This is a genomic window from Vibrio sp. 2-1-2a (assembly GCF_032648565.1).
GTDB lineage: Bacteria > Pseudomonadota > Gammaproteobacteria > Enterobacterales > Vibrionaceae > Vibrio > Vibrio diabolicus.
On the sequence record NZ_WBOH01000005.1, the window covers coordinates 296,065 to 321,468 of the forward strand.

The following is a 25,404-nucleotide window of genomic DNA, read 5'->3' on the forward strand; positions in this document are numbered from 1 at the left end:
CTGTGATGAGCCGAGATAACTACAACAAACTCAACAATGAAGAGTTGGATTTTGTTGACGACAAAACTGCAGCATTGCTCCTCAACACCCCCAACAGCGCACGTTTGATGCTCTGGGTGATGGTGTTGTTTTTTATTGCTGCAATAGGCTGGGCGTCTTGGGCTGAAATCGACCAGGTCACTGTTGGTCAGGGAAAAGTCATTCCCTCTTCACAGATTCAAGTTGTACAAAACTTAGAAGGTGGCTTAGTCAAAGAAATTTTAGTCAAAGAAGGTCAGTTGGTTGAAAAAGGTCAGCAGTTACTTCTTATCGATGACACTCGCTTTCGCTCTGATTTTCGTGAGCGTGAACAACAAGTTGCCAACCTAACTGCGTCTGTGCTGCAACTCTCAGCTTCGATCAACAGTGTTGCCGTGAATCGTGATTTTGAAACGGAAAACTGGCGCCAAAGCGTAGTACTCGATTATGGCAAACTGACCTTTCCGCCAACTTTAGAAGAAACTCAGCCGAAACTCACTCAGCGCCAGAAAGCAGAGTACCGCGAAGATTTAGACAATTTACGCAACCAACTTTCGGTGATTGACCAACAAGTTCAGCAAAAGCAGCAGGACTTAGTAGAGATTGAAGCGCGAGTAAGGAACTTACGTCAAAGCTATCAATATGCAAAGAAAGAATTAGACATCACCAAACCGTTGGCTGATGAAGGTGTTGTACCTCGTATTGAATTACTCAAATTACAGCGCCAAGTCAACGACACCCGCCGCGAAATGACTTCCAGTGAGCTCAAAATCCCGGTACTAAAGTCAGCAATTCGAGAATCCATGCTTAATCGCATCGATGTTGCGCTCAAATTCCGCTCTGAACAGCAAGAGAAACTCAATAGCGCCCAAGACCAGTTATCTGCCTTGGTTGAATCAGCAGTGGGTTTAGAAGATAGAGTTAATCGAACTGTTGTGAACTCGCCAGTAACAGGCAAAATCAAAACGCTGAACATCAACACCGTTGGGGGTGTTATCCAGCCAGGCATGGATATCGTCGAAATTGTACCAACTGAAGATACGTTATTAGTAGAAGCGAAAATTGCGCCCAAAGACATTGCATTTTTGCGCCCGGACCTACACGCCATCGTGAAGTTTACGGCTTACGACTTCACTAAGTACGGCGGCTTAGAGGGTGAATTGGAGCACATCAGCGCAGATACAACCCAAGATGAAGAAGGAAATAGCTTTTACATCGTTCGTGTCCGCACCGATAAAACGAATTTTGGTCAAGATGCAGATTTACCAATCATTCCAGGAATGACGGCATCGGTCGATATCATCACAGGGAAGCGAACCGTTTTGGAATATCTACTTAAGCCGATTTTAAGTGCCAAAACGAACGCCTTGAAGGAGTAAATCACACCAAGGTACTCACAACGGCGAGTATTGAGCGATAAGTGACTAAATAAAAAGCACTTGTTTCTCACTGACGAACCCTTTAGAAGAGTATACTTGTGATATGAGTCGAATATGCGATCCAATTTGAAGCGTAAAGTTACATTATTAATCAGTTTAAGTTGTTTTTCGTTCCAAATTGGTGCGTTAAGCAGTAAAGAACAACAATGGGTCAATACGGTCACAGCGGTGTACGGCGAACGTGCGGGATTGCGCGTAAATACATGGCGAAAAAACCTCGACTTATTTAAACAATTAGAGACACATGAACAGCTCGCTGGCGTCAACGACTTTTTTAACCAGCTGTATTTTGTTGACGACATAAAACTGTGGGGAAAGACAGATTATTGGGCTACGCCACTCGAATTTTTAGGGAGTAATGCAGGGGATTGTGAGGATTTCACCATCGCCAAGTACTTCTCGTTACTCGAGCTAGGAATACCAGATTCTAAGATGCGTTTGATCTACGTAAAAGCCATCGAACTGAATCAGTTTCACATGGTATTAGCTTACTACCCAACCCCAAGCTCTGAGCCGCTCATTCTCGACAATATCAACCCTGATATTGTCCGAGCCTCTAAACGTAGCGACTTGCTACCGATATACAGTTTTAATGGTACAAACCTGTGGTTGATGAAGTCTTCTGCTAGCACTGGAGAGCTGGCAGGGAAAGCATCACGGTTGAGCCTTTGGAATGACTTACGCTCGCGCGAACGTAAGTTGCAGTTAAATAAACCTAAAATTAACTATGACGAGTGAGAAACATGACCCTATATAAGAAGCTTGTAGTGGGAATGGTTACGGTCTTTATACTCTTGTTGGCATCAGTATTCGTAATCCAATTCAACACGACTCGAGACAGCTTGGAACAACAGCAACGTTCAGAGGTCAACAACACCATTAACACCGTAGGTTTGGCATTGGCTCCTTACCTTAAAGACAAAGATAAAGTCGCGGTAGAATCCGTGATTAATGCTCTGTTTGACGGCAGCACCTACTCGGTTGTTCGCCTGACCGCTTTAGATTCTGACTACCAAATCGTGCGCACTTACCCGGTTAAACCAAGTACGGTGCCACAATGGTTTATCGACATGAATCTATTCAAAGCCATTCACGATAAGCGCGTAGTAACCAGTGGTTGGATGCAACTTGCTGAAGTGGAAATCATTAGCCACCCAGGAGCAGCTTACGAGCAGCTCTGGCAAGGCTTTATTGGTTTGTTATCTGCATTCAGTGTCATTTTCCTGGCTGGTTTAATTGCGATTTCGTACATCCTCCGTCGCTCACTAAAACCATTAGCGGCCATCGTGAAGAAAATGCATGAAATCGCTAATAACCAATTTGGTGAACCACTTGCTCGTCCAAGAACTAAAGATCTGATCGCGGTGGTAGATGGCATTAACATGATGTCTGCTCAAATTGAGCTGTCATTCAAAGAACAAGCGAAAGAGGCACAACGACTGCGTGCTCAAGCTTACCTCGACCCTATCTCCAAACTGGGTAATCGCTCGTTCTACATCAACCAAATAGACCAATGGTTGGCAGAGCAAACGCAAGGGGGTATCGCGCTACTCCATGCAGAATACATTGGTGACATTTACGAGACAAAAGACTACCAACGCGCCGATGCCCACGTAAAAGAGCTGTCTCAACGTCTGAAAAACACCATTGATGTGCCGGGAGCTACCATTGCACGCCTATCTAGTGATGAATTTGGCCTGCTTTTCCCACACATGGATGAAAGCGAACTACGCATTTTGGCGGACAGCATCGTGAACTGCGTTAACGGGTTGAACACTGATCCAACCGGCCTAGCCAAACCAAAAGCAGCCTTAGGTGTTGCGCATAGTAAAGACCAAAAAACGCGCTCTGAAATCTTATCTATGGTGGATAATGCGCTCTCGAAAGCCAAAGCTCAACCAGACAAAGCTTACGGCTTTATCGGCAGTGACACACCTTCTAACTTAATGGGTAAACAGCAGTGGAAAGCGCTGGTTGAAGAAGCGATTCATAGCGATTGGGTTAAATTCCGCTTCCAAGCAGCGAAGAACACTTGGGGTAAAGTGTTCCATAACGAAGTGTTCTCAAGCATCGAAAAAGAGGGCGAAACGTTCCGTGCCAACCAATATTTATTCGCACTAGAGCAGCTAGACGCCACCAATATTTTCGACCAATACGTTATTGAGTCGATGATTAAGATGCTGGAAAGTGGCGAGCTAACCGATCCTGTCGCGATCAATATTGCGCAAAGCAGCTTGTCTCAGCCATCGTTCATTCGCTGGACCACCAGCATGTTGGAAAAACACGCAAAAGTGGCCTCTAAGCTACACTTTGAAATTCCAGAGGAGTGTTTTATTGATCAGCCTCACCACACGGCGCTGTTATGTAATGCCATTCGCCAATCTGGGGCTGAGTTTGGCGTAGATAACTATGGACGTAACTTCCAGTCATTGGAGTACATCCAAGAGTTCCGCCCTAACTATGTGAAGCTCGATTACCTATTCACACACAACTTACACGACGAAAAACAGAAATTCACGCTAACGTCGATTTCTCGTACTGCTCATAACCTAGGCATTACGACTATCGCGTCGCGTATTGAAACTCAAATCCAGTTGGACTTTCTCACCGAGCATTTTGTTGAGGTATTCCAAGGATTCATCGTCGACAAGGAATAAAAAGGTTTACCACAGATGAAAGACCCTTTACTGAATTCGCTCATCTACGTTAGCCGTTACTATGGGTTAGCTAACTCGCCAGAAGCGCTGGTCAATGGCCTTCCGCTTTCAGACGGCAAGCTAACTCCATTTTTGCTACCAAGAGCAGCGGAAAGGGCCGGATTGGTTGCCAAGGAAAACCGTGCAGAGCTGGAGAACATCTCCAGCCTGATTCTGCCGGCAATCTTAGTTCTTAAAGGCGGTGACTCATGCGTTCTCAACAGCATTAACGCGGAGACACGCGAAGCCGAAGTCACCACCTTAGAAAGTGGAATGGTGCCAATCTCCATTCCATTAGAAGACCTACTTGAGCAGTACACTGGTCGCTACTTTTTAGTTAAAAAACAATTCCGTTTCGATGAGCGCTCTCCCGAGGTGCTCAAAACCAACGAAGGTCACTGGTTTTGGTCAACCTTGTGGCAGTCAAAACGTATCTACCGCGATGTTTTAATCGCCTCACTTCTCATCAACCTCTTTGCCGTTGCCGCCCCGCTGTTCACTCGTTTGGTGTACGACAAAGTGGTACCAAATCTCGCGTTTGAAACCTTATGGGTATTGGCAAGCGGCATCTTTGTTGTCTTTCTATTCGATTTCATACTCAAATCGTTGAGAAACTACTTTATTGATGTCGCAGGAAAGAAGTCTGACATTCTGATTTCCTCCAAGCTGTTCAGCAAAGTGATGGGCATCCGAATGGAGTCCAAGCCGCCTTCGGTCGGCGCATTCGCTCGCCATCTTCAAGAGTTTGAATCTATTCGAGAGTTTTTCACTTCAGCGACCGTCAGTGCCCTAATTGACCTGCCTTTTGCCATTCTTTTCTTAGTGATTATATGGCTAATGGCTGGCGATCTTGTATATGTCCCAATGGTCGGCGTGGTCATTTTGATTGTTCATTCTCTACTGATACAAGGACCGCTGCGTCGCTCTATAGAGGAAGGGTCACGCTTAGCATCGCAAAAATACGCCAACTTAATTGAGAGTCTAGCGGGGCTAGAAACCGTAAAAATGCTCAGCGCGCAAAGCCAATTCCAATACCGTTGGGAAGAAGCGGTGGCGCACATGGCGAACTGGAACATCAAAAGCCGCCGCATTACCGACAGCATCCAGAATGCGGCAGGCTTCGTGCAACAAAGTAGTAACGTTGGGATGATCATTCTCGGCGTTTATCTGATTGCAGAGGGCGAGCTCACTATGGGTGGCTTAATCGCCGCAACCATGTTGAGTGGTCGCGCCATAGGGCCTTTGGTTCAGTTGTCTTTGCTCTCAACGCGCTACAACCAAGCGAAGTCTTCTATGACGATTATCAATCAAGTCATGGAAATGCCGGACGAGCAAGAAGAAGGGAAACGCTACATCCATCGCCCAATCATCCAAGGTAAGATTGAAATTGATCGCGTAACGTTTCATTACCCAGACTCTCCTGTCGCGTCTATACGTAACATTTCTCTCACGATAAATCCTGGAGAAAAAGTTGCTATAATCGGTCGGATTGGTTCGGGTAAGACAACGTTAGAGCGCTTGATTATGGGCTTGTATAAGCCAACAGAGGGACACGTACGTATCGATGATACTGATATCGCACAGCTTCACCACGTTGATGTTCGACGTAACATCGGCTGTGTGCCTCAAGATTCGAATCTATTCTTCGGTTCGATTCGCGACAATATTACCTTAGGTCGTCCACTAACCGATGACCGAGACGTGCTTGATGCAGCAAACCGTGCAGGCGTGACCGCATTTACACAATCGGATCCAGCTGGTTTAGAACGTCAAGTAGGTGAAGGTGGTGCGATGCTTTCTGGTGGTCAACGTCAAGCCGTCACGATCGCTCGTGCATTTTTGGGCCGTCCTCCCGTCCTACTCATGGATGAACCGACCAGCGCGATGGATAACCGCTCTGAAATGCATATTAAGCACCAGCTATCTCAGCTCAAACCGAGCGAAACATTGATACTGATTACGCATAAAACGTCGATGCTCGACATTGTTGATCGAGTGATTGTGATGGAGAAAGGCAGCATCATTGCTGATGGTCCCAAAGCGCAAGTGCTGAATGACTTGAAGCAAGGCAAAGTACGTGCGGTTAGCTAACCGAAATTAGCATTTAGAAAAGAGAAAGGCCCCGTTTACACTCATGTTTAACGGGGCTTATTTTATTGAGAATCCAAGATAGTTAAGCTCTTCAAGCGCTATCCAAACGAGCACTAGCCCCACAATCACGACCAACATCATAATCGCCTTTTCATCTTCTTCCATTTGATAGATATCCTAGCAAGCCATTTCACTCAACACGTCTTAGGTTATCAGGACAAAAATCATATTCAGCACGTTTATACGCTCCTAGCCTCATACAATACCGGATATGAGATACAGCTCAAACATTAAACACTTTAAAACCGCATCAACTTTGGTTGAATATATGCGGTGAGCGCAAACAGAAGTAAAGCTCTGCACACTATTGATAAAACTCTACAACTCTCCGTAGGCTCTAGGGCTAAATTCCTAGGTAGAGAGACGAAAATGGAGAGAAAAATTTGTGATTACTTACATCAGAAAATCAGCTATAACAGCGGTTTTCTTAATATCGTCGAGTTGAAGACATGAATGATTGGATCCATCTAGATCAAGTGAGCCAGTATTTCACCGCTGGCTCTCTCGGGTACAAAGTCTTAATGGGCATTATTGTCCTGATTGCTTATCGCACTCTGAAGAGAATCGTCAATCGAGCCATTTTAAACTTAGCGACCTCAAAAGGTGTAAAAAAGGCCCGCCTGAGTTTTATTCAGCGTTGTTTTAACGTCGTGCTTTTATTTTTAACCGCGTCTGTTTTTGCCATTATCACCGGGATTGGCTATGGCGATGTGTCATTGTTCCTATCGTCCATTTTCGCCGTATTGGGTGTGGCGTTTATTGCGCAATGGTCAATTCTGAGCAACATCACTGCCAGCTTTTTGATCTTTTTTGTCTTCCCATACCGAGTGGGCGATCGCATTAAAGTCGTAGACAAAGACGAAGACATCAGCGGCGAGATTCAAGAAATCAGTATGTTTCACGTGTTAATTAAGCACGATAACGGTAACTTGATCACTTACCCAAACAACCAGATTTTGCAAAAAGCGGTACTAAAGCTGGCGAAAAATAAGCCAGAGCCAAGTAAAGCAAAATCTCGGATTTATACTCGCAGAAAGAAATAACCCACTAAAAAGCCGATGTATCTACATCGGCTTTTTTAATATCACTTGGTAGTCACAAATAACCCAAAGTTAATGGAGAACAACAGTGAAGAGACAAAACGTATAAACTGAAAGGTCACCGCTGTATTCTTTCATGATAAAAACATGACACATCGCCGAAACCAAAAGCGCCACTTTAACCAAAGGAAGCTTCTTAATTTACGAACCTTAAATAAATACAAAAAATAGAGATGGTGCAAGCAAAGAAAAAATCGTCACTAGTTCCATCTTCCTTAAAATACAAGGACATGGTTTTAGTTAAGCTTATATTTTTAGCTTCACTATGAGCCACCCACTAATATTTAGCGAGATAAGGGCATAAAAGAGGTAAAAAACAAGACTGACCGAAACAAAAAGTAGTGCATGCACTTTTTCTTCTAAGCTCTCTGGATGAACATTCATATCCACATCAAACACACCCGCTATAAAGTGTGCAAATACCGTGGAAGAGGCTGTAGAAAGGCCTCCTACCATAATGATAATAATCCCTCGCCTTAAGAAACGATGAAATGTACTTTTCCCGCCTTGGATCAGGTCTGAGTTTACATATTTTAATCTATTTTTCCGCCTATTAATCATCACTAGCATCGGTACCTTTATCATTGTTTCCAAGAGAGTTTTCTACATCTTTAAGATCTTCCTTTAACGCTTTTATACACGACATTCATCGTCGTTGCATTCACTGTAGTTATGCCGTCGACTTACCCTATAAGAAAGCTCTTTAGATACCAATTCGTACTTTATCTATCTCAAATCTCTTCTTGACCTCAACTTAGCTTGAGGTTTTAGCCTTAGTCGCACGATTAAAAATCAACAATGAAAAAAGGAACCATTGTGTCCAAAATTGCGATTATTTATTTCTCTAAAACCGACGTTACTGGTCAGCTTGCTCGCGCGATTGCCGCAGGTGTTGAACAACAAGGCATTAAGCAGCAAGATGAATGTGAAATCCTCTCTCACCGAATTGAAGGCAGTGAGATTATTGAGGGACGTTTTGTGAACCCTAAACTAATGGATGAACTTGCTGAGTGTGATGCGATTATCTTTGGCTCACCGACCTATATGGGCGGTGTAGCAGCGCAGTTTAAAGCATTTGCAGATGCAAGCAGTGAATCTTGGTATTACCAAAAATGGGCGAGCAAAATCGCGGCTGGCTTTACCAGTGGTGGGGCAATGAATGGCGACCAATCTTGCACATTACAATATCTACAAACGCTCGCTAACCAACACGGCATGATGTGGGTCGGGTTGGATAAGATCAGCAATTCTGGGGAGCAAAACCTGAATCGCTACGGTGTGCAAGGTGGTATTGTTGCACAAGGTGGTGAAGATGGTCGGCTGCATACCTCTGATGTTGCAACGGCGGAGTATCTTGGCAAACGAGTCGCAATGCTAGTGGACAAGCTCTCCGCTCGCTAACAATAAAAAGAAGCCCCTTAAGACACATCTTAGGGGCTTCGTATTTATCGCTTGTTTTGAGCGCTACTTCTTGATGTAGAGGTCTTTCGAGTAGATGCGCCCTTCTACGTTGTTTTTGGCAAAACCGCCAACCGTAGGGCGAACCAAACGTGCTTGCATGTAGTAATAGATTGGCGCGATAGGCATATCTGTCGCCAGCAACTGTTCAGCTTGATCGTAAAATCCTTGGCGCGCTTTCTCATTAGTTGCAGCCAATGCACTGTTCATCGCGTTGTCATACGCTTCACTGCTGTAACGTGCAAAGTTACCCGAAGAACCTGAGCGAAGTAAGCTCAGGAAAGTAGACGCTTCATTGTAATCACCACACCAGGAAGCGCGCATCACATCGAAATTGCCTTGTTTACGCGCCACTAAGTACGACTTCCACTCTTGGTTTTCTAACTCCACGTTTGCACCGAGATTTTTTTGTAGCATCGACGCTATCGCAACCGCGATCGATTTGTTTGCCTCACTGGTGTTGTACAGCAATTTAAAATCGAGCGGCTTGTCTTGGCTGTAACCCGCTTCTTTTAACAACTGACGCGCTTTCTCGTCACGTTGTTGCTGACTCCACTTACTGTATTCAGGCGGCGTCGCATCAAACCCTGCGGTGTACTGATGCGCAAAAGTATAAGCAGGAAGGTTGCCCACTTGCGTGACACCATTCGTAATCACATCGCGCATGATGGAGTACGACACCGCTTGACGCACTCGCACATCATCAAATGGCGGACGAGTGGTATTGAACGCGTAGTAATACGTACACAATAATGGCACCACCGTGTAAGCCTGCTTGTAATCTTGTTTAAGCTTCTGCGCCATATGAGTCGGCACATCTGACGTGATATCCAGCTCTCCTGCCGCATAACGATTGATCGACGCGTTTTGGTTTTCAAACGGAATGTAAGTCACTCTGTTTAAATGCGTATCTGCGCTGTCCCAGTAACTTGGATTCTTAACCAGTTCAATGCGCTCATTCACGACCCACTTATCCAATGTGAATGAACCATTGCCAACAAATTGGTCTGGATCGCTCCACGGCTTGTCGCGGTTTTCCACTGTCGCTTGATGCACTGGCATCATGGACGTGTGCCCAGTCATGGCAACAAAGTACGGCACTTGACTGTCCAACTCAAAACGTAGGGTGTATTTATCTACCGCCTTGATACCGAGCTCGTCCAAAGGCTTTTTGCCCTCTGCTACATCGGTGATGTTTTTGATCTTGGTGAGTTTGAGATACCAAACATTTGGAGAAGCGGTTTTCGGATCTACCGCTCGGCGCAGTGAATAGACAAAATCATCCGCCGTCACAGGCTCGCCATTCGACCATTTTGCGTCTTTGCGTAAGTGAAAAACAAAGGTTTGGTTGTCCTTGGTTTCCCATGATTCTGCCACACCGGGAATGATATTTCCGTCACGATCTTGAATCACAAGCCCTTCAAATAAGTCACGAATCACATGCATTTCTGGCAGACCTTCGGCTTTCGCTGGGTCAAGCGTCGCCGCCTCTGCGTCATTCGCACGTACTAAATGCTGTTCTGCGGCAAGTTGAATGCCTTTAGGTAAGGTCTCCGCAGCAACCGATGTAGCAAGAAAAGGGGTGAATAAAGAGGAAATCAGCAACGCCGTTGAATGTTTTTTAAAATCCATATCGTTTTTCGTTCTCCTAACGCGTCTTGTGAAGCAAGTGCCACAATTAACATTTCAACCGTTGACGAGTTTAAACGGTTCGGTTTAGCTAGGTTTAATTAGCTTAGATATTGATACTACTTCATCAATCAGGAGATTACGGTGAGTCTAATTCCAAGAACGGAAAGAGCGGCATTTTTAATTCGGCCAACAACATACGGTCATTCCGTGCTTGGTGCGCCATTACTGTATTTTCCGGCACAAGTCGAAAGTGCTTCGCGAGGTTTGATTTTGGCAGGCACTCACGGGGATGAGACGGCCTCGATTGCAGGTTTGTCCTGCGCGCTAAGAAGCTTGCCTGCTGAAAACTTACGACATGATGTGATTCTGTCAATGAATCCTGACGGCAACCAGCTAGGCACACGCGCAAATGCAAACCAAGTGGACCTCAATCGCGCGTTTCCAACCCAAAATTGGACTGAGCATGGCACCGTGTATCGATGGAGTTCTCACACACCCGTTCGAGACGTAAAAGTGAAAACTGGCACTAAAAACCAGCTAGAGCCAGAAGTTAGCGCATTAATTAACTTGATTGAACTGCGCAAGCCAAAGTTTGTGGTGTCGTTTCATGAACCGCTTGCGTTTGTAGATGATCCCAAACATTCCAACCTTGCCAAATGGCTCGGCGAGCAGTTTCAACTGCCAATCGTTGACGATGTCGACTACGAAACACCCGGCTCATTCGGCACTTGGTGTAGTGAACGTGATTTACCTTGCATCACGTTGGAGTTACCGGCAATTTCTGCCGATCTCACCATTGAAAAGCATCTCCCCGCCTTTATTGCTTTACTGATGCACGATCCGGATCTTTAGTTCGCTGTTGGTTAAGCGATCATGTGAGGATCTGTTTGATGTCGGTACTGATATCGCTGATCAACTGACGGGCACTGTCGTCTCTTTGCTGAACCAAGATGATAAACAGCAAATCGGTGATCACGTTTTGCGCGGTGCGTGAAGCAATGGATGAGCTGCGATGTTCCGTTTCATTGGCAATCGTATCAAACGTAATATCGGCAATACCGCGCAAGCGGCTTCTCCCAGGAGCAGATAACGCAATCACCTTCGCGCCCTGCTCTTTTGCCGCTTCTGCCGCGACGAGAATTTCTTTGCGCTCACCCGAAAACGAGATTGCGATCTGAACATCTTCTGGAGAGAGCGTGCGGGCAACAGCAATCTGCACGTGGCTGTCTTGTTCAGAAAGCGCCGTAATACCAAGTTTAAGCAGTTTAAAGCTTAAATCCTTCGCGGTCAGTGCAGAGCCCCCAATCCCGACCACTTGCACTCGACGCGCTTCACTCAACCATTTCACCGCTTGGTGACACGCTTCATAAGACAGCGCATTGGTGGTTTGAAACATAGCATCTGTTTTTGCTTTCACCAGTTTCTGTGAAATAACCGCGATGGGATCATCTGCCAAAATATCACTGTGCAACGGTGTCGACTGCATCGCATGCTTACGGCCAATCTCTTCATTCAGAGCTAACTTAAACTCGCTGTAGCCTTTAAAGCCAATACGCTGAGTAAATTTCACAATGCTCGATTGACTCACTTTTACTTGCGCCGCAAGTTCTTGGCTAGTGAGCAGCGCCGCCTTTTCTGCGTTTTCAACAATCCAATCGCCGACCAAACGACCACTTTGCGAAAGCTGAGTACGCCTCGCGACTATCTTATTGACAACTGACACAACAAAAACCTCAAAAAATTTAAATAAATTATTCCAGAACAAAAATAATTGGAGTTTGATTTAACCCCATGATTACTCTAACCAAGCCAGTTTATACCGGATGTAATGGACGTATGTTTTCTCTCATTATTCCAAATTTCTCCTGCACAAAGAATAACCTCAAGTGTGATTTTTATCACCAAAACAGAATATTTTATTCCATAGAATCGCCCTCAGATTGAACATTACGAAGAGTGTAAAACATGAAAATTGATTTAAGCCGATTGGTGACAGAAAGCCGTAATCCAGCCAGTGCAGAGATTGATACGCTTTCGACCATCGAGATGCTGCAAGTCATTAATGAAGAGGATCAAAAAGTCGCGCTCGCGGTCAAAGCAGTGCTACCACAAATTGCAAAGACGGTTGATGCAATTACTGCAGCGTTCGCCAATGGTGGCCGTTTGGTTTACATGGGAGCTGGCACATCAGGCCGCTTAGGAATTCTTGATGCGAGCGAGTGTCCTCCTACCTACGGCACGCATCCAGATATGGTGATTGGCTTAATTGCTGGTGGACACCAAGCGATTTTGAAAGCGGTAGAAAACGCAGAAGACGACGCGAAAATGGGTCAAGACGACTTAAAAGCGCTTCACCTCACCAAACATGACGTGGTTGTAGGCATTGCAGCGAGTGGCCGTACACCTTATGTACTAGGTGGTTTGGAGTACGCTAAATCCATCGGATCTACGACCGCATCTATCGCCTGTAATCCGGAATGTGCAATGGCAAAAGCGGCCGACATCGCGATTCTGCCGATTGTTGGCGCAGAGGTCGTTACTGGCTCTTCTCGCATGAAAGCCGGCACCGCACAAAAACTGGTGTTAAACATGCTCACGACAGGTGCAATGATTCGTAGCGGTAAGGTATTTGGCAACTTAATGGTGGATGTAGAGGCCACCAACGCCAAGCTCATCCAACGCCAAACCAACATTGTTGTAGAAGCAACTGGCGCATCAAAAGAAGAATCAGAGCGAGCATTAAATGCCTGCGATCGCCACTGCAAAACTGCCATCTTAATGATTTTGGCCGATTTGGATGCCGAACAAGCCAAATCACGCCTCGCCGCGCACAACGGTTTTATTCGCGCAGCACTAAATAATAACTAAATAATCCGAGTTCTGAAGGATAGACCCTATGGCAAAAATAACTTCAAACACAGTATCGCAGTTGCTGTCCGCAGTGGGTGGCAGCAGCAACGTAAGCAAATGTGGTAACTGTATGACGCGTTTGCGTTTATCGCTCGCCAACAATGGTTTGGCTGATCAGTCAGTTATCAAGCAAATTCCCGGCGTAATGGGTGTGGTGGAAAGCGATGAGCAGTTTCAGATCATTCTCGGTCCCGGAAAAGCTCAACAAGCGGCTGAGATGATGAATCAATTGATCGACAGCTTAACCTCTGGTGACAGTGAAGAAGCTGATATGCCGCAACAAGATCTTTCTGCCGTCGCGGCCGAGCAGAAAAAACAGATGAAGAGCAAACAAACCAGTGCGGTTCAGCGTTTTTTAAGCAAGTTTGCCACCATCTTTACGCCGTTGATCCCTGGCTTTATTGCCGCTGGTTTGTTGCTTGGTTTTGCGACGTTATTGGAACAGATGTTTGTTCTCGACCAGACACCAAGCCAGTTTATGTTGGATTTGATCGCCTACATGAAAGTCTTTGGTAAGGGTCTGTTTGCTTTCTTAAGTATTCTGATTGGTTACAACGCGCAGCAAGCGTTTGGCGGCTCTGGTGTTAATGGTGCCATTCTCGCCTCTTTGTTTGTACTGGGTTACAACCCAGAGGCTACATCCGGCATTTACTCTGGCATGAACGAGTTTTTCGGCTTTGCGATTGACCCGCGCGGCAACATTATCGGCGTACTTTTGGCGGCGATCATCGGTGCGCAAGTCGAGCGTAAGGTTCGTCAATACATGCCAGATGATCTGGACATGATCTTAACGTCCGTTATCACTCTATTGATCATGGGGGCGGTAACCTTCTTGATCATCATGCCAATCGGCGGCGAGCTGTTTAAAGGGATGTCTTGGTTGTTCCTCAACTTGAACGATAACCCATTAGGTGCTGCAATCTTGGCAGGTTTGTTCTTAATTTCTGTGGTATTTGGAATCCACCAGGGTTTCGTTCCTGTGTACTTCGCATTGATGGAAGCACAGGGTTTTAACTCACTGTTTCCTATCCTGGCGATGGCTGGTGGCGGTCAGGTTGGCGCGTCAATGGCGCTGTATTTCAAAGCCAAAAAAGGCGCTCTACTGCGCACTCAAGTTAAAGGCGCTATTATTCCTGGCCTTCTAGGTATTGGCGAACCATTGATTTACGGCGTGACATTACCACGCGTAAAACCATTCGTTACCGCTTGTATTGGTGGTGCTGCGGGCGGCTTCTTTATCGGCTTAGTTTCTTACCTTGGCTTGCCAGTTGGTCTTAATACGGTGTTTGGCCCGTCCGGTATCGTGGCGATTCCTCTCATGACATCAGAAAATGGCATCTTCCCGGGCATGATGGTGTTTGTTGCTGGCCTGCTTATCTCTTACATCGTTGGCTTCCTCGCGACTTACTTCTTTGGCAGCAAAGACGTCGATTTAAGCTAAATCATTCTTCCCCTATAGGAATGGACTAGCTCGCGCCCTTGGCAAACAAGGGCGCACCCTCTCTCTACTTCACGACAATTTTTCTTATTCCGTTACTCGGAAGGGGCTTTGTCGTACCTAAAACAATAGAAATGAAAGGTCGTTAATCATGAAAAAGCACATTTTGACTCTACTTATCCCAACATTGATGGCATCAAACGCAATGGCAGCGCAGCTGTATCAAGCGGAAGATGGGTCAGTTTTAAATATTTACTCTCGTCTTGGTTTCAATGTCACCAGTAAAAATGATGAGCACGGCGATGCAAATGGCGAGTTTGATGGCCGTATTGGTTTAAACGGTTCACAAACCATCAACGAGTACGCGTCGATCATCGGCCAAGCGCAATACCAAGTGGGTGCCGCTGAATACGCAAACCAAGTAAACGACAAACCGTCTCTGACCGCACGTTATGTATGGGCGGGTATTGATGCGAAAGATTATGGTCGCATTACTGGTGGTCGCGTGGCATCTGGATTGATTATGTTTACCGACATTGGTGATGTGTTCGCCTCTTCCGATGTTTCTATGGCGCGCCAAGCGAATAAAGTCGACAAAACCGCGACGCAAGTTTTCCGTCAAGATGGCACGCTGCAATATCAAAACAGCCTAGGTAATTTCGACTTTTCTGTCGCGTACATTTTAGGAAACAACACTTCTGAGCTCGACTACGGTTACAACACTGCACTGCGTTATACGCTAGATATGGGGAATTTGGGTACCTTGGCACCAGTGGTGGCGATGCAGAAAAATAAAGGTGATGCACGTGAAAGCAACGACACCGATTACACCTTCTGGGGCGCAGGTACGCGTTACTACCTAAGTGATTTGATGTTGGGTGCGTTGTACTCGGAAGATGAACTAGAGGGCTATTACTCACAAACCAGTACCGACAAAGTGATGGAACTGACGGCGGTTTACAGTGTAAATGACAAATGGGCACTGCGTGCTGGTTATCGTTCTTTAGAAAACAGTGAGGGTGACGAGCTAGAGCTGAAAGATACAACGCTAGAAGTGCAATACAAACTGACGCCTCGTTCTTCTATCTACACAAACTACGTTGATCGTAACGGCTCGCGTGGCTACAGCAATGGACAAGAAGTCTCGTTTGGCGGTGCGCACGCAGACGAAAGCTACTACCACTTAGGTCTGCGTTACGAGCTGTAAGCACGATACTTAATGTAAGTTAGCTGAATCCATGAGCTTCTTCTGTGTCCGGTCAGTAGTTATTGCCTTTAATGCTGATTTGAAGAAGCTCACCCTCGTAATATGTTTTCTTCGTTACCTGTTTTGACCAACACACCGGCATCAGGAAAACTGGTGACAGTGTTTTCGCATTCCTTTGCTTCCTCAATTGTTGCTAAGTTTGTTATCGATATTCGCCGACAGAATATATGTTCCTAAAGTGATCAATGAACGCTCGCGTTCTTCTTGGTAAGTGCTCACGTTTTGGGTAAAGCAGATAAAGCGGCAAAATCGCATCCGTTTGCCAATCTGGCAGCAAACTCACGAGTTGTTCTTTTTGTGCAGGTTCGAGTTCGGCCAGCGCAAATTCATCTAACATGGCAACACCACAACCAGCCAAAGTAGCATCCAACATGGACCGGACAAGATTAAAACTCAGCGTACTTTCTAACCCAATACTGCACTGCTGCTGAGTTTGCTTATGCGTAAACGTCCATTTATCTAACACCAAGTCGCGACTTTTATAAAGGATGTGCTCTAAGTCACCAAGATTCTCTGGCGTACTTACATTTGGTTTATCAGCTAAATACGAGCGATGAGCGATTGGTTTACAGTGTAAAGTGCGTAGCTGATGGCCGACGTATCCCTCTGGAGGATTATCGGTAAAGTAGAATGCGATATCAAACCCAGCCTCAATCAAGTCGAGAGGTGTCTCTGTGAAGATCACTTCGACGCTCACTTGTGGATGTTGCAATCGAAACTCGATCAATGTTTGGCTGAGTAACGCGGCTCCAAAAGAAGCAGACGCCGCTATTCTCAATTTTCCCGATACGATCTCGTTTGCCATGACTTGTTCATTAATCTGCTCAGCGCCTTCGAGCAGTTGCTTTACCTGCTGATAAAACCGCAAACCATCGTAGGTCAAATTAAACTGGCGCGTAGTTCGCTGAATAAGCTGCACCGACAATATCTCTTCAAGCTGTTTAAGTTGCCGACTTACATGCGCATTCGAACAATTCAGGCGCTTTGCCGCGCCAGCAATACTTCGCTCTTCGCACAAAGCGACGTAAAGTGGTACGTAGCTGAGCCATTTTATTTCCATACAGTAATTCTGAATCTCTAAAATCAAACTACTGGAAATAATAGAAAGCATCTAAACTCTGTACAACCTAAATTTGAAAGGATGAGTTATGAGTGTTTTCGACACGTGGTTAAAAGGTCAAGTCATTAAAGATCACATCACAAATCCCAATATCATCGTTGGCGATTACAGCTATTACTCGGGCTTCTATCATCAAAAAAGCTTCGAAGAGCAAGCGGTACGCTACTTGTTGGGTGACCCCGTCACACTTCAAGAATGGCAAAGTAGAGAACCCGATAGCATCGACAAATTAATCATTGGCAAGTTTTGTTCCATCGCTTCTGGAGCCACCTTTATGATGGCAGGAAACCAAGGTCATCGCATTGACTGGATTTCAACCTTCCCCTTCTCTCCTGAAGAATTTGGAGAGGGCGTACAAGACGGTTTCGAGCGTGCCGGAGACACGGTGGTGGGGAATGATGTTTGGATTGGCAGCGAGGCGATGATCATGCCCGGAGTAAACATCGGCGATGGAGCCGTCATCGGAGCACGCACCGTAGTGACGAAAGACGTCCAACCTTATTCGGTGGTGGTTGGAAACAACCAAGTCGTACGTCAACGATTTAGCGATAAAGAGATTGAAACTCTACTCAATATCCAATGGTGGAACTGGCCAATAGAACACATTAAACAAGCAATGAACGTAATGTGTAGCAGCCAAGTCGGTGCGCTTGCGGACTACTATCAAGAGCACATTGTCGATTTGTAGATAAACAAAAGCCCACACATCTTGTTGCGACGTGTGGGCTCAGTGAGTAAGAAAGCTTAAACCGCAGCGACGTCCTCTTCTTCCAAGTTCGCCGAGACTTTAATTTCGTATTGATTGAAACGGAACGAACAACCGCCATGAGTGCGCTTTGTCGTTACTTGCTCGTCGCCAAACTGCACCGTCACGCGAGTGAAGACACGCTCTTTGGCTTCGACAATATTTTCTTCTAACGCGACTTCAAAGTCATGTTCCGTTTGTTCTAGCTTTTGCTTTATCGCTTCAAGCTGCTCGTTGTTTTGTATTTTCATCACATCAATCTGAGCTTGTTCTTCGTCGGTACGTTCGGCTTTAGGACGTTTCTTAAATTCGAGCTCTTTACGAATCACATCCATCGTTCCTTCTTGAGCACGTTTGTATTGATCTTTGAGCTCTGCTAATCGCTCCTTAAATGCAGAATAGCGCGCGAACGCTTCTACCTTAGTGGCGGTGTCGCCTTCTACGCCCAATTGTAAGCACACCACTTTGTCACCGACTTTTGCATCTCCTCCGCTGAGCGTGCCGTTCCTACCGTTCGCATCCAGCACGGTCAGATTGCGCCCACAAACAATATCGTTATTCATGCTGTGCACCGCCAACTCAATATCTTCGCCGGCTTGCAAATCACAATATTGGGCGTAGCTGGCACGAATCGAACCTTTGGCTTTGACGTGACAACTCTTTGGCTGGCCATCACTCACGGTGTGGCCAATGATCCCTTTACCAACTTGAATGTCGTCTTGCGCTTGTACGTCAGCCGATTCAATGAAGCCGCCTACAGTAATAGAGCCCGTCGCTTTAACAATCATTCCGGATTCAATGTTGCCACCGATAATCACATTCCCTTTAAATTTCACGTGACCTGTATTCACGCCAACGCTATTGAGACAGAGTGCGTTATCAACTTCAATGGTTTTGTCTTTAATCAGAGGCGTACCGGATACCGATGCAATCAATAGGTTTGGGTCGTGCTTGCTTATCTCGGTGCCCTTGCCTGGCTTCATTGGGCTGTCTTTTCCAGCTTGTGGAGGAATCACTCGCCCTTGAACAGTAAAACCTGGCGTACCTTTGGTCGCAGGCGTGCGGCGCATCACCTCATCGCCTACGTCAACCGCGATAGTTTCACCGAGGTTACGTAAATCAATTTTGTCGCTAGCAGATTGGCCGTCTTTGGGTTTGAGGATGCGTTTGGTGATGTCTTTAACGAGAGGAGTAAAACGAGCGTCTTTGCCTTTGATAGGTTGCTTACCAACCGCTACAGGTTGAGAAAAAGTTTCGCCTGGTTTGAGCTGAGTGCTGACAACCAACACTTTCTTCAAAGCCAGTTTGTTGATGCCTTTCGAAACTCGCGCTTGAGCAAGGGCTTGAACAATCTCGGGGCCACGTAAACCTCGGCCTCCGTACGCGCCGACAACGTTCATACTGGCGAGCATGTCATTATTCGATAATTCAACCTCAACTTGCGCGTTGCGTTTTTCCGCAATGACGATGCCTTCGTAGGCCTCGGCTTTACGTTCTTTGGCGCAGTTAATGAATCTCACGACTTCCCCCTCAACAACAAACATCTTTTCAGCGTTCATTGCGACGAGCTGCTCGTTTAATTCATTTTGATTTAGTTCACCACCGAGGTCCACTTCTCCCGGAAGACGGGCTATCACCTTGGTCTTATCTTCAGATAACTCAAGACACAGCTTCCACATACCCTTACCACTTTGCTTCCCATCAACACTTTCAGTCTACCCAAATCCGTTTTCTGAACAAACCTCGCATTTCTTATTATAAGGCTCACGTCACTAAAGAAAGTAATCCATCAATAACGGTTAAACAGATATTAAGAGAGCATTTCGATTTAACCTAAAGCTCAATCAAAATACACACTGAAATAAAAAGGAGCTGGATTTACAGTGTAAAATCAGCTCCTAATAATTTCATTTACAGTGTAAATCTCACCTTATTGTTTACAGTGTAAATCGTTCCAACTGTGCTTTACTTCGTCCCTTAGCTGCTGCTCAACTTGCTTTCTTCCAGGTAGCCCAAATTGCTGAGCACATTCAGTCCAACTACGGTTAAGAAAAAGCTTACTGATCATCAAGTCGGAAGCGGAGTTCAAACCTAAGTTAAGTAACCACTGCTGAAGCCAAGCAGACACGGACTCATAACTGTTACCACCATCAGCATAGCATTCAATTAGTAATAACTTAGCGGGATGAAGTGGACTCATTCCCAAAGGTTGCGGTAATAGAGCTCGAAAAATTGAGGCTTCTAATTTTGGATAGACGTCAGCCACATTGTTAGACAACATTTCTTCAAATAGCGCCTGAGATTCATCGACCCAAGCCGTCTGTTTGGAATCACAAGCTTTGACCATCAAGACTGAATAACAACCGCTAGCAGCATCGCGCATTGACCCTAAGCGAATTGCACGGAAGTTCGATTGTCGCCAGAAATGGACCAACTCTTCCGTCGCACCGAAACTCGTGGATAAGTAAGCAATGTGTTTAGCCGACATTTGATCAAGTTGCTGCAGCATTTTTTGACCGATGCCTCTTCCTTGCAATTCCGGATGAACAGCAATTCTCATGACTCGCAGCGTCGATAGATTCGCGACATTCGGAAATCCTAATTGGTTTGCAATCGTAACTGGGGCTAAGTGTCCTTTAGGACGACGCTTACCAAGCTGAATTTCTTCAACCAATTCAGCGTCAAGCCCCCCCTCTTCGACCGCTAATATTACCCCCACAACCGCATTATCTTGCTTAGCAAAATAGAGCTGACTGTTGTCGTCTTGCAAAAGGTGAATCAAATCATTCGGCGAGGTCTGATAATGAGCATTCACCAAAAGAGCAAAGCACTCGCGCAGCAAACTAGGCTGCGATATCAAATCGTCCTTACCGGCTTTAGAAAGGGAAATTGAGTCGACCTGGTTAAGTTGATGGTGCGTTAACTCCGCATCCAACAAAAACGCGTCATAGAGCCATGATTCGAGCGCATCATTCATGCTCCAGCGGATGGGCTGTGTCATGTGCCACGTTTTCATTCCCGAACGCTGTTTCTGAAGCCAATCAACAAATTTAATCGTAAAGCCCCGGCCACAACCTTCATAACCGTGAATAGTCGTAGAAAAAACGAGTCGATGATAATGTTCGGTAATGCTTTTGAGCATAGGAACTGGAATTGCAGCCGCTTCATCGACAAGTAACAAATCACATTCAGGTCGGCTCGATAGAAGTTCGTCAGGAGCAATAAATTGAATGGCTCCCTGCCCTAATTCTAATCTGTCCTTCTTAATACGCTGCGCATTAGGAAGTAACCGCAAAGCATGTTGGTAAACAGGCTCAACAGCTTTTATAGATGGTGCCGTAATTAAGATTCTAAGTGGCTTCTGCTGTAATAAGTTCGCACACGCAATGCCGAGGGCACTTGTTTTCCCCCGCCCACGATCAGCGGTCAAAATTAATGGTCGCTTTCGATGTCCTGTCACCACCTTTTCAATTAGAGAAATGGCATGTTCTTGTTCCGTGTAGTGGCTTTCTTTTTCTGCTTGCTTGATGTCTGGAGCCGTTGGCAATGGTTTGTCTTGCTCAATAACAACGAGCTTCTCCCATTGTTTGTGCATCCATTGCTGAGCAAAGTTCGTAGGCTGTCGCGGCTCAGTAATGATAATAAGAAGGCCACCGCCAACCAATGAGCCAAGCGCGGCGGTAAAGCTATTTGCGTCAAAACCATTTCGAGCATCAAACAATAGAACGTCACACTCTCTGCCTAACAACATGTGCCCTTGTTTAGGCGAAACACTGTATGCGTTTTCCAAACCAAAATCGCCGACACAAAACCAACGTTGATACATCTGTGTTTTATGGAACTCTGACACCAATGCATCTTGCCAAGAAGACTCGCCTTGAATAACGATGCCGAATCTTTGGAAAGATTGGTGAGCTTGTTGTTGAAGTGATGAAAGGAAATCAGATTGTGTCTGCATTTTGTCTATCCAACGTTGAACTGACGCAATGGTATCACATCTTTAATTTGACGCTTCTCAGATATAAAAAAACCGCCCGGAGGCGGTTGATTCAATCATCTTTTGTTATTGCAGCTTGTTTTGCACAAAGGCAAGAATCTCTTCCATCAAGCTGTCGTCAACTTTCTTCAAGTTCAACGCCAGACTGCTACCTTTTCGGCTGTAGCTTGCTCGACCTTTTACTAAGTCGACTTTTTCGGTCTTCTTGCCAGGTTTTGCTGGTGCAAGCTCAGCAATCCAGTTTTCGATGCTTTCCGTGACTTCTTTTGTCAGACGAGCAACGCCTTGAGCTGTGCTTCGCTGCCATAAAAAGCCTTCGCTAGAGCGACACTTATCTAACAGCTCTTGCTGTTGCTCTGGCGTCAACGTTGAAAACTGTTTGTGCAGTTTCACGATAGTTGGACGACCAAGATCGCCGACATTGGGATACGCTTGAAGCAGTTCTAACGGTAATGCCGCCGCTTTTAAAGCGCCACTTACTAACGCTTCACTGCACTGGAACATTTTCGCCAATGCTTTCTGATCTTCAGCTTCACCACTATCTAGTTTAGCCTGCATCTCTTTACCTTTTTCGTACAAAGAGAGCGGCTTGTGAGCATTTGCCACATCAGACAAAAACTTTGCATGGTCAGTATTGATGTTGTCAGCAACATAAACCAAAAAATCTTGCTCCGCGAGGATACAAGACATGCGACGACGGCTACCGTCTAGCACTTCAATTTTGCCATCGTCAGTGCGACGACCCACCGCTGGATATTGTTGGCCACGCTCTTTGAGTGTGACTAAAACATCAGATAAAGCATGTTCGTTTAAGAACGATTGCTCACGAGCGTTATCAACAAACACCGTTGTTTCTGTCGCGACTTTCTCTGCAGGAATACGAACAAGTTCAAACTGAACAATGTTTTCACCTGCGACAGCTAGCTCAATCGTTTGAGCTTTTTCTTTTGCCGCGGTTTGCGCCTCTTGTGGAGTCACAACACGACGTTTATTCGTTTTGCCAAATAATTTCGCGTTTAATTCAGACGTTTTCAAAGCCATTTACTTATTACCCCTGATTCAATGACGGCCAATTAGAATGCAGCACACGCTCTAATTCCAGTGCGCTTTTATGAACAGCATCTTGTGCGGTGGCTAGCGTCTTCTTACCGCCTTCAAAATCGCTTACTGTCAGATCAAATACTGTGCTGTAGGTATCGGCACAGGTTTCAAACGCACGGCTACGAGGGATAGTAGCCATCATAACTTGGTCACCTAGAAGATAGTTCATTTCAGTTAAAACAGAAACTTGCTTCTTATTGTCGTCCTCAAACATGGTTGGCATCAAGCGAACAAACTCAAGACCATTCCAGTCTTCCGGAAACATTTCATATACCGTAGGCAAATGCTGGAAGAAGTTTACTGTTGAAGCCCAGTCCAGACGCTTAGCCGCACAAGGGATTAACAACGCATTTGATGCATACATCGCATTCCATACTAGTGGGTCAACGTGTGGGCCGGTATCAATCATGATGATATCGAAGTCATCAGCAATTTTATCAATCAGTTGCTCTTTTAGCAGACGAACGATATCGAGTGATGGATCTTCAGATAGCGTTTGCCATGCTTCAGCATTAAACATTGCGTCTTCTGGAAACGCTGAAATCGACTTTAAGTTCGGGTATTGCGTTGGCAGCAATACGTTTTTACGCAAAAATTCACTGTCAATTTCCACACCATCAGGCACGTTACCCAACATAATGTCTACCGCAGAATAGATATTATCATGCTCTGCCATGCTGATTTGCGGGTTGAGGAATAAACGTAGTGAGCCTTGTGGGTCTAAGTCGATTAAACAAATACGGTAGCGTTTATCCAAATTTAGCGCTAAACATGCCGCTAAATGGACCGCTGTCATTGATTTACCTGTACCACCCTTCTGGTTCTGCACGTTAATAATCCAAGGTTTGTTACCTGAATTCTTCTTACGCTCATGAAATTTAGGCACTTCAGCCGCATCCATAAGCATATGTGCTTCTTCTAACGTAATTGAATAATGATTCGCGTTATTTTTAGTAAATTGATGGCCAGCCGCTTCCATCTTACCAATCGCGTCATCGAGCTTACGACGAGTTAAACCTGAACGGGTTTCCATCATCGCCTTAGACATTGGTGGGAAGTAGTTATCGCTTCGCTCTTCTAAAACAATTTCAATACGGTCAGCTTGAACCTGCTGAGTCAGCTCCGCCAACTCAAGAAGGTTTTCAATCGTTTTTTCTCTTTTCATGCCAAATTCCGTTGGAAGGATTTATGCTTGCAATTGTACAGCAGTAAAGACCAAAAACAACAAAAAGGTGCACGAACATTTTGAATAACCATCACATAAAAAAACACTCAAATCGACGCTTTTATGATTTATGGTAAAAAACATAACTATTTTTAATTAAATAATCTTCGAATAAATGGACACCTTAAACTTAAAAATAAAAGTGTTACAGCGTCACTCATTTACAATGTAAATCAATTTTCTACCGGAACGATTATATTCTTAAGCTAAATTACGGATTATGTTAGGCCAACCTAATTTAAACAAAAAATAGAAAGCAATCTTTCAACATGAACGCTAATAACAACCTTGATCATGTATCCGAGCCAAAAAGGGCAGTTCAAGTGATGTTCCTATGGAAGTATGATCAAGGCATGCTTATGATCATGCTTCCATGATAAAACACAAATACGAAAGCATGATCAAGGAAAAATAGAGTAGACGAGGGTGTAAACACGCGGATTAAATAAGATCCATCAATCGGAAATATGATCAAGCTATAGAATCTCTCGGAAGCATGAGTTTTTGTCTCTAATTTACGGTTGAATGCAGTTAGAATGGGGGATGGAGAAGAAATTAGTGGATAGAGAAGCCGGAACAATGAAATTGTTCAAGTGACTATGATAAATCTTACTCTCATGATCATGCTTCCTAAGAATAGTCCGAAACTAGGTTTTACTGCGGAATAAGAGCTACTTGGATGCATTTTCATCACATGCGTAATTTATCATCAATATTGTCTCCAGAACGATAGCTATCTCAGCTCTTGATCATCGATCCGAGTATCAATAACATCGACAATGCTCAATAAAATCCTCATTAAGATCATTATTAAACACAGCATCTGTGGATAACCTGTAAAAACATCATGATCATCGTTTCAAGACTCTTTTGATCATCTTTTCATAAACTTAATGATCATGCTTACGAGCAAATGTGATCATGCTTTCAGGCTATTGTTGATCATAGTTTCAGAATTAACATGATCATAGTTCCGACATGCATGAAAATAATCACTTTATAGAACATGCACTTAGCGGGAAAACGATAGCCAGATCATTAGATCATATAATCAATTAAGATCAGATTAATCAAAAAGATCAGTTATTTAAAAAACAATCTTTTTTC

Annotated in this window: 19 protein-coding genes; 11 read left to right on the forward strand and 8 right to left on the reverse strand. The window is 45.0% G+C overall.

The window, feature by feature from the left end; genetic code table 11:
* The first annotated feature begins 5 nt into the window (after positions 1 to 5).
* The 5 genes from F7Y48_RS15700 (at position 6) to F7Y48_RS15720 (ending at position 7,347) form a co-directional block, all read left to right on the forward strand.
* A complete protein-coding gene (locus F7Y48_RS15700) occupies positions 6 to 1,397 on the forward strand; it encodes an HlyD family type I secretion periplasmic adaptor subunit (RefSeq protein WP_005392136.1) in 1,392 nt (463 codons plus the stop codon).
* Between the two features lie 114 nt (positions 1,398 to 1,511).
* A complete protein-coding gene (locus F7Y48_RS15705; protein ID WP_005392134.1) occupies positions 1,512 to 2,195 on the forward strand; it encodes a transglutaminase-like cysteine peptidase in 684 nt (227 codons plus the stop codon).
* Positions 2,196 to 2,200: 5 nt separating this feature from the next.
* A complete protein-coding gene (locus tag F7Y48_RS15710) occupies positions 2,201 to 4,114 on the forward strand; it encodes a LapD/MoxY N-terminal periplasmic domain-containing protein (RefSeq protein WP_031780239.1) in 1,914 nt (637 codons plus the stop codon).
* A 15-nt stretch (positions 4,115 to 4,129) separates the two neighbouring features.
* A complete protein-coding gene (locus F7Y48_RS15715) occupies positions 4,130 to 6,244 on the forward strand; it encodes a type I secretion system permease/ATPase (RefSeq protein ID WP_006740888.1) in 2,115 nt (704 codons plus the stop codon).
* A gap of 509 nt (positions 6,245 to 6,753) precedes the next feature.
* Entirely contained in the window at positions 6,754 to 7,347 is a 594-nt protein-coding gene (locus tag F7Y48_RS15720; RefSeq protein WP_104970369.1) for a mechanosensitive ion channel family protein, read from the forward strand.
* Between the two features lie 303 nt (positions 7,348 to 7,650).
* Here the strand turns inward: F7Y48_RS15720 and F7Y48_RS15725 are convergent, their stop codons facing one another.
* Positions 7,651 to 7,989 carry a hypothetical protein gene (locus F7Y48_RS15725; protein WP_104970368.1) on the reverse strand — a complete coding sequence of 113 codons (339 nt, stop codon included), beginning with the start codon at positions 7,987 to 7,989 and terminating at the stop codon, positions 7,651 to 7,653.
* 231 nt (positions 7,990 to 8,220) lie between these two features.
* Here F7Y48_RS15725 and F7Y48_RS15730 point away from each other — a divergent pair, with 231 nt between their 5' ends.
* Positions 8,221 to 8,805 (forward strand): flavodoxin family protein, encoded by a 585-nt coding sequence (locus F7Y48_RS15730; protein ID WP_104970367.1) that lies wholly within the window; start codon positions 8,221 to 8,223, stop codon positions 8,803 to 8,805.
* 63 nt (positions 8,806 to 8,868) lie between these two features.
* Here F7Y48_RS15730 and F7Y48_RS15735 read toward each other — a convergent pair whose 3' ends face one another.
* Positions 8,869 to 10,494: an ABC transporter substrate-binding protein gene (locus F7Y48_RS15735; protein WP_104970366.1), complete on the reverse strand. Its 1,626-nt coding sequence runs from the start codon at positions 10,492 to 10,494 to the stop codon at positions 8,869 to 8,871.
* A gap of 141 nt (positions 10,495 to 10,635) precedes the next feature.
* Here F7Y48_RS15735 and mpaA point away from each other — a divergent pair, with 141 nt between their 5' ends.
* Positions 10,636 to 11,346 (forward strand): murein tripeptide amidase MpaA, encoded by a 711-nt coding sequence (gene mpaA / locus F7Y48_RS15740; protein WP_104970365.1) that lies wholly within the window; start codon positions 10,636 to 10,638, stop codon positions 11,344 to 11,346.
* 19 nt (positions 11,347 to 11,365) lie between these two features.
* On the opposite strand, the gene F7Y48_RS15745 is transcribed toward mpaA, so the two are convergent.
* Complete coding sequence (locus tag F7Y48_RS15745) at positions 11,366 to 12,217, reverse strand: SIS domain-containing protein (protein WP_005392114.1); 852 nt, start codon at positions 12,215 to 12,217, stop codon at positions 11,366 to 11,368.
* Positions 12,218 to 12,459: 242 nt separating this feature from the next.
* Between F7Y48_RS15745 and murQ the strand changes: the two genes are divergently transcribed.
* From murQ to F7Y48_RS15760, 3 genes are all read left to right on the forward strand, one after another.
* The gene (gene murQ / locus F7Y48_RS15750; RefSeq protein WP_104970363.1) at positions 12,460 to 13,362 is read left to right on the forward strand and encodes an N-acetylmuramic acid 6-phosphate etherase; all 903 of its coding nucleotides are present in this window, start codon (positions 12,460 to 12,462) and stop codon (positions 13,360 to 13,362) included.
* Between the two features lie 28 nt (positions 13,363 to 13,390).
* Positions 13,391 to 14,845 carry a PTS N-acetylmuramic acid transporter subunit IIBC gene (gene murP, locus F7Y48_RS15755; RefSeq protein ID WP_104970362.1) on the forward strand — a complete coding sequence of 485 codons (1,455 nt, stop codon included), beginning with the start codon at positions 13,391 to 13,393 and terminating at the stop codon, positions 14,843 to 14,845.
* Between the two features lie 148 nt (positions 14,846 to 14,993).
* Positions 14,994 to 16,049, forward strand: coding sequence for a porin (locus F7Y48_RS15760; protein WP_176319875.1), 1,056 nt, complete (start codon positions 14,994 to 14,996; stop codon positions 16,047 to 16,049).
* A gap of 202 nt (positions 16,050 to 16,251) precedes the next feature.
* On the opposite strand, the gene F7Y48_RS15765 is transcribed toward F7Y48_RS15760, so the two are convergent.
* Positions 16,252 to 17,169 carry a LysR family transcriptional regulator gene (locus F7Y48_RS15765; RefSeq protein WP_176319876.1) on the reverse strand — a complete coding sequence of 306 codons (918 nt, stop codon included), beginning with the start codon at positions 17,167 to 17,169 and terminating at the stop codon, positions 16,252 to 16,254.
* A gap of 88 nt (positions 17,170 to 17,257) precedes the next feature.
* Between F7Y48_RS15765 and catC the strand changes: the two genes are divergently transcribed.
* Complete coding sequence (gene catC, locus F7Y48_RS15770; protein ID WP_258507754.1) at positions 17,258 to 17,917, forward strand: type C chloramphenicol O-acetyltransferase; 660 nt, start codon at positions 17,258 to 17,260, stop codon at positions 17,915 to 17,917.
* A gap of 56 nt (positions 17,918 to 17,973) precedes the next feature.
* Here catC and F7Y48_RS15775 read toward each other — a convergent pair whose 3' ends face one another.
* From F7Y48_RS15775 to F7Y48_RS15790, 4 genes are all read right to left on the reverse strand, one after another.
* Positions 17,974 to 19,653 carry a FapA family protein gene (locus F7Y48_RS15775; RefSeq protein ID WP_258507753.1) on the reverse strand — a complete coding sequence of 560 codons (1,680 nt, stop codon included), beginning with the start codon at positions 19,651 to 19,653 and terminating at the stop codon, positions 17,974 to 17,976.
* Between the two features lie 251 nt (positions 19,654 to 19,904).
* Complete coding sequence (locus tag F7Y48_RS15780) at positions 19,905 to 21,932, reverse strand: tRNA(Met) cytidine acetyltransferase TmcA (RefSeq protein ID WP_048625501.1); 2,028 nt, start codon at positions 21,930 to 21,932, stop codon at positions 19,905 to 19,907.
* A gap of 105 nt (positions 21,933 to 22,037) precedes the next feature.
* Positions 22,038 to 23,012 (reverse strand): ParB/RepB/Spo0J family partition protein, encoded by a 975-nt coding sequence (locus tag F7Y48_RS15785; RefSeq protein ID WP_170902816.1) that lies wholly within the window; start codon positions 23,010 to 23,012, stop codon positions 22,038 to 22,040.
* A 7-nt stretch (positions 23,013 to 23,019) separates the two neighbouring features.
* Positions 23,020 to 24,237, reverse strand: coding sequence for an AAA family ATPase (locus F7Y48_RS15790; RefSeq protein ID WP_005374503.1), 1,218 nt, complete (start codon positions 24,235 to 24,237; stop codon positions 23,020 to 23,022).
* Positions 24,238 to 25,404: the final 1,167 nt, after the last annotated feature.

Bases quoted from the DNA above. Each gene is read 5' to 3' on its own strand.
- F7Y48_RS15700 (WP_005392136.1), top strand. From the start codon at position 6: ATGAGCCGAGATAACTACAACAAACTCAACAATGAAGAGTTGGATTTT.
- F7Y48_RS15705 (WP_005392134.1), top strand. From the start codon at position 1,512: ATGCGATCCAATTTGAAGCGTAAAGTTACATTATTAATCAGTTTAAGT.
- F7Y48_RS15710 (WP_031780239.1), top strand. From the start codon at position 2,201: ATGACCCTATATAAGAAGCTTGTAGTGGGAATGGTTACGGTCTTTATA.
- F7Y48_RS15715 (WP_006740888.1), top strand. From the start codon at position 4,130: ATGAAAGACCCTTTACTGAATTCGCTCATCTACGTTAGCCGTTACTAT.
- F7Y48_RS15720 (WP_104970369.1), top strand. From the start codon at position 6,754: ATGAATGATTGGATCCATCTAGATCAAGTGAGCCAGTATTTCACCGCT.
- F7Y48_RS15725 (WP_104970368.1), bottom strand. From the start codon at position 7,989: ATGATAAAGGTACCGATGCTAGTGATGATTAATAGGCGGAAAAATAGA.
- F7Y48_RS15735 (WP_104970366.1), bottom strand. From the start codon at position 10,494: ATGGATTTTAAAAAACATTCAACGGCGTTGCTGATTTCCTCTTTATTC.
- murQ (WP_104970363.1), top strand. From the start codon at position 12,460: ATGAAAATTGATTTAAGCCGATTGGTGACAGAAAGCCGTAATCCAGCC.
- murP (WP_104970362.1), top strand. From the start codon at position 13,391: ATGGCAAAAATAACTTCAAACACAGTATCGCAGTTGCTGTCCGCAGTG.
- F7Y48_RS15760 (WP_176319875.1), top strand. From the start codon at position 14,994: ATGAAAAAGCACATTTTGACTCTACTTATCCCAACATTGATGGCATCA.
- F7Y48_RS15765 (WP_176319876.1), bottom strand. From the start codon at position 17,169: ATGGAAATAAAATGGCTCAGCTACGTACCACTTTACGTCGCTTTGTGC.
- catC (WP_258507754.1), top strand. From the start codon at position 17,258: ATGAGTGTTTTCGACACGTGGTTAAAAGGTCAAGTCATTAAAGATCAC.
- F7Y48_RS15775 (WP_258507753.1), bottom strand. From the start codon at position 19,653: ATGTGGAAGCTGTGTCTTGAGTTATCTGAAGATAAGACCAAGGTGATA.
- F7Y48_RS15780 (WP_048625501.1), bottom strand. From the start codon at position 21,932: ATGCAGACACAATCTGATTTCCTTTCATCACTTCAACAACAAGCTCAC.
- F7Y48_RS15785 (WP_170902816.1), bottom strand. From the start codon at position 23,012: ATGGCTTTGAAAACGTCTGAATTAAACGCGAAATTATTTGGCAAAACG.
- F7Y48_RS15790 (WP_005374503.1), bottom strand. From the start codon at position 24,237: ATGAAAAGAGAAAAAACGATTGAAAACCTTCTTGAGTTGGCGGAGCTG.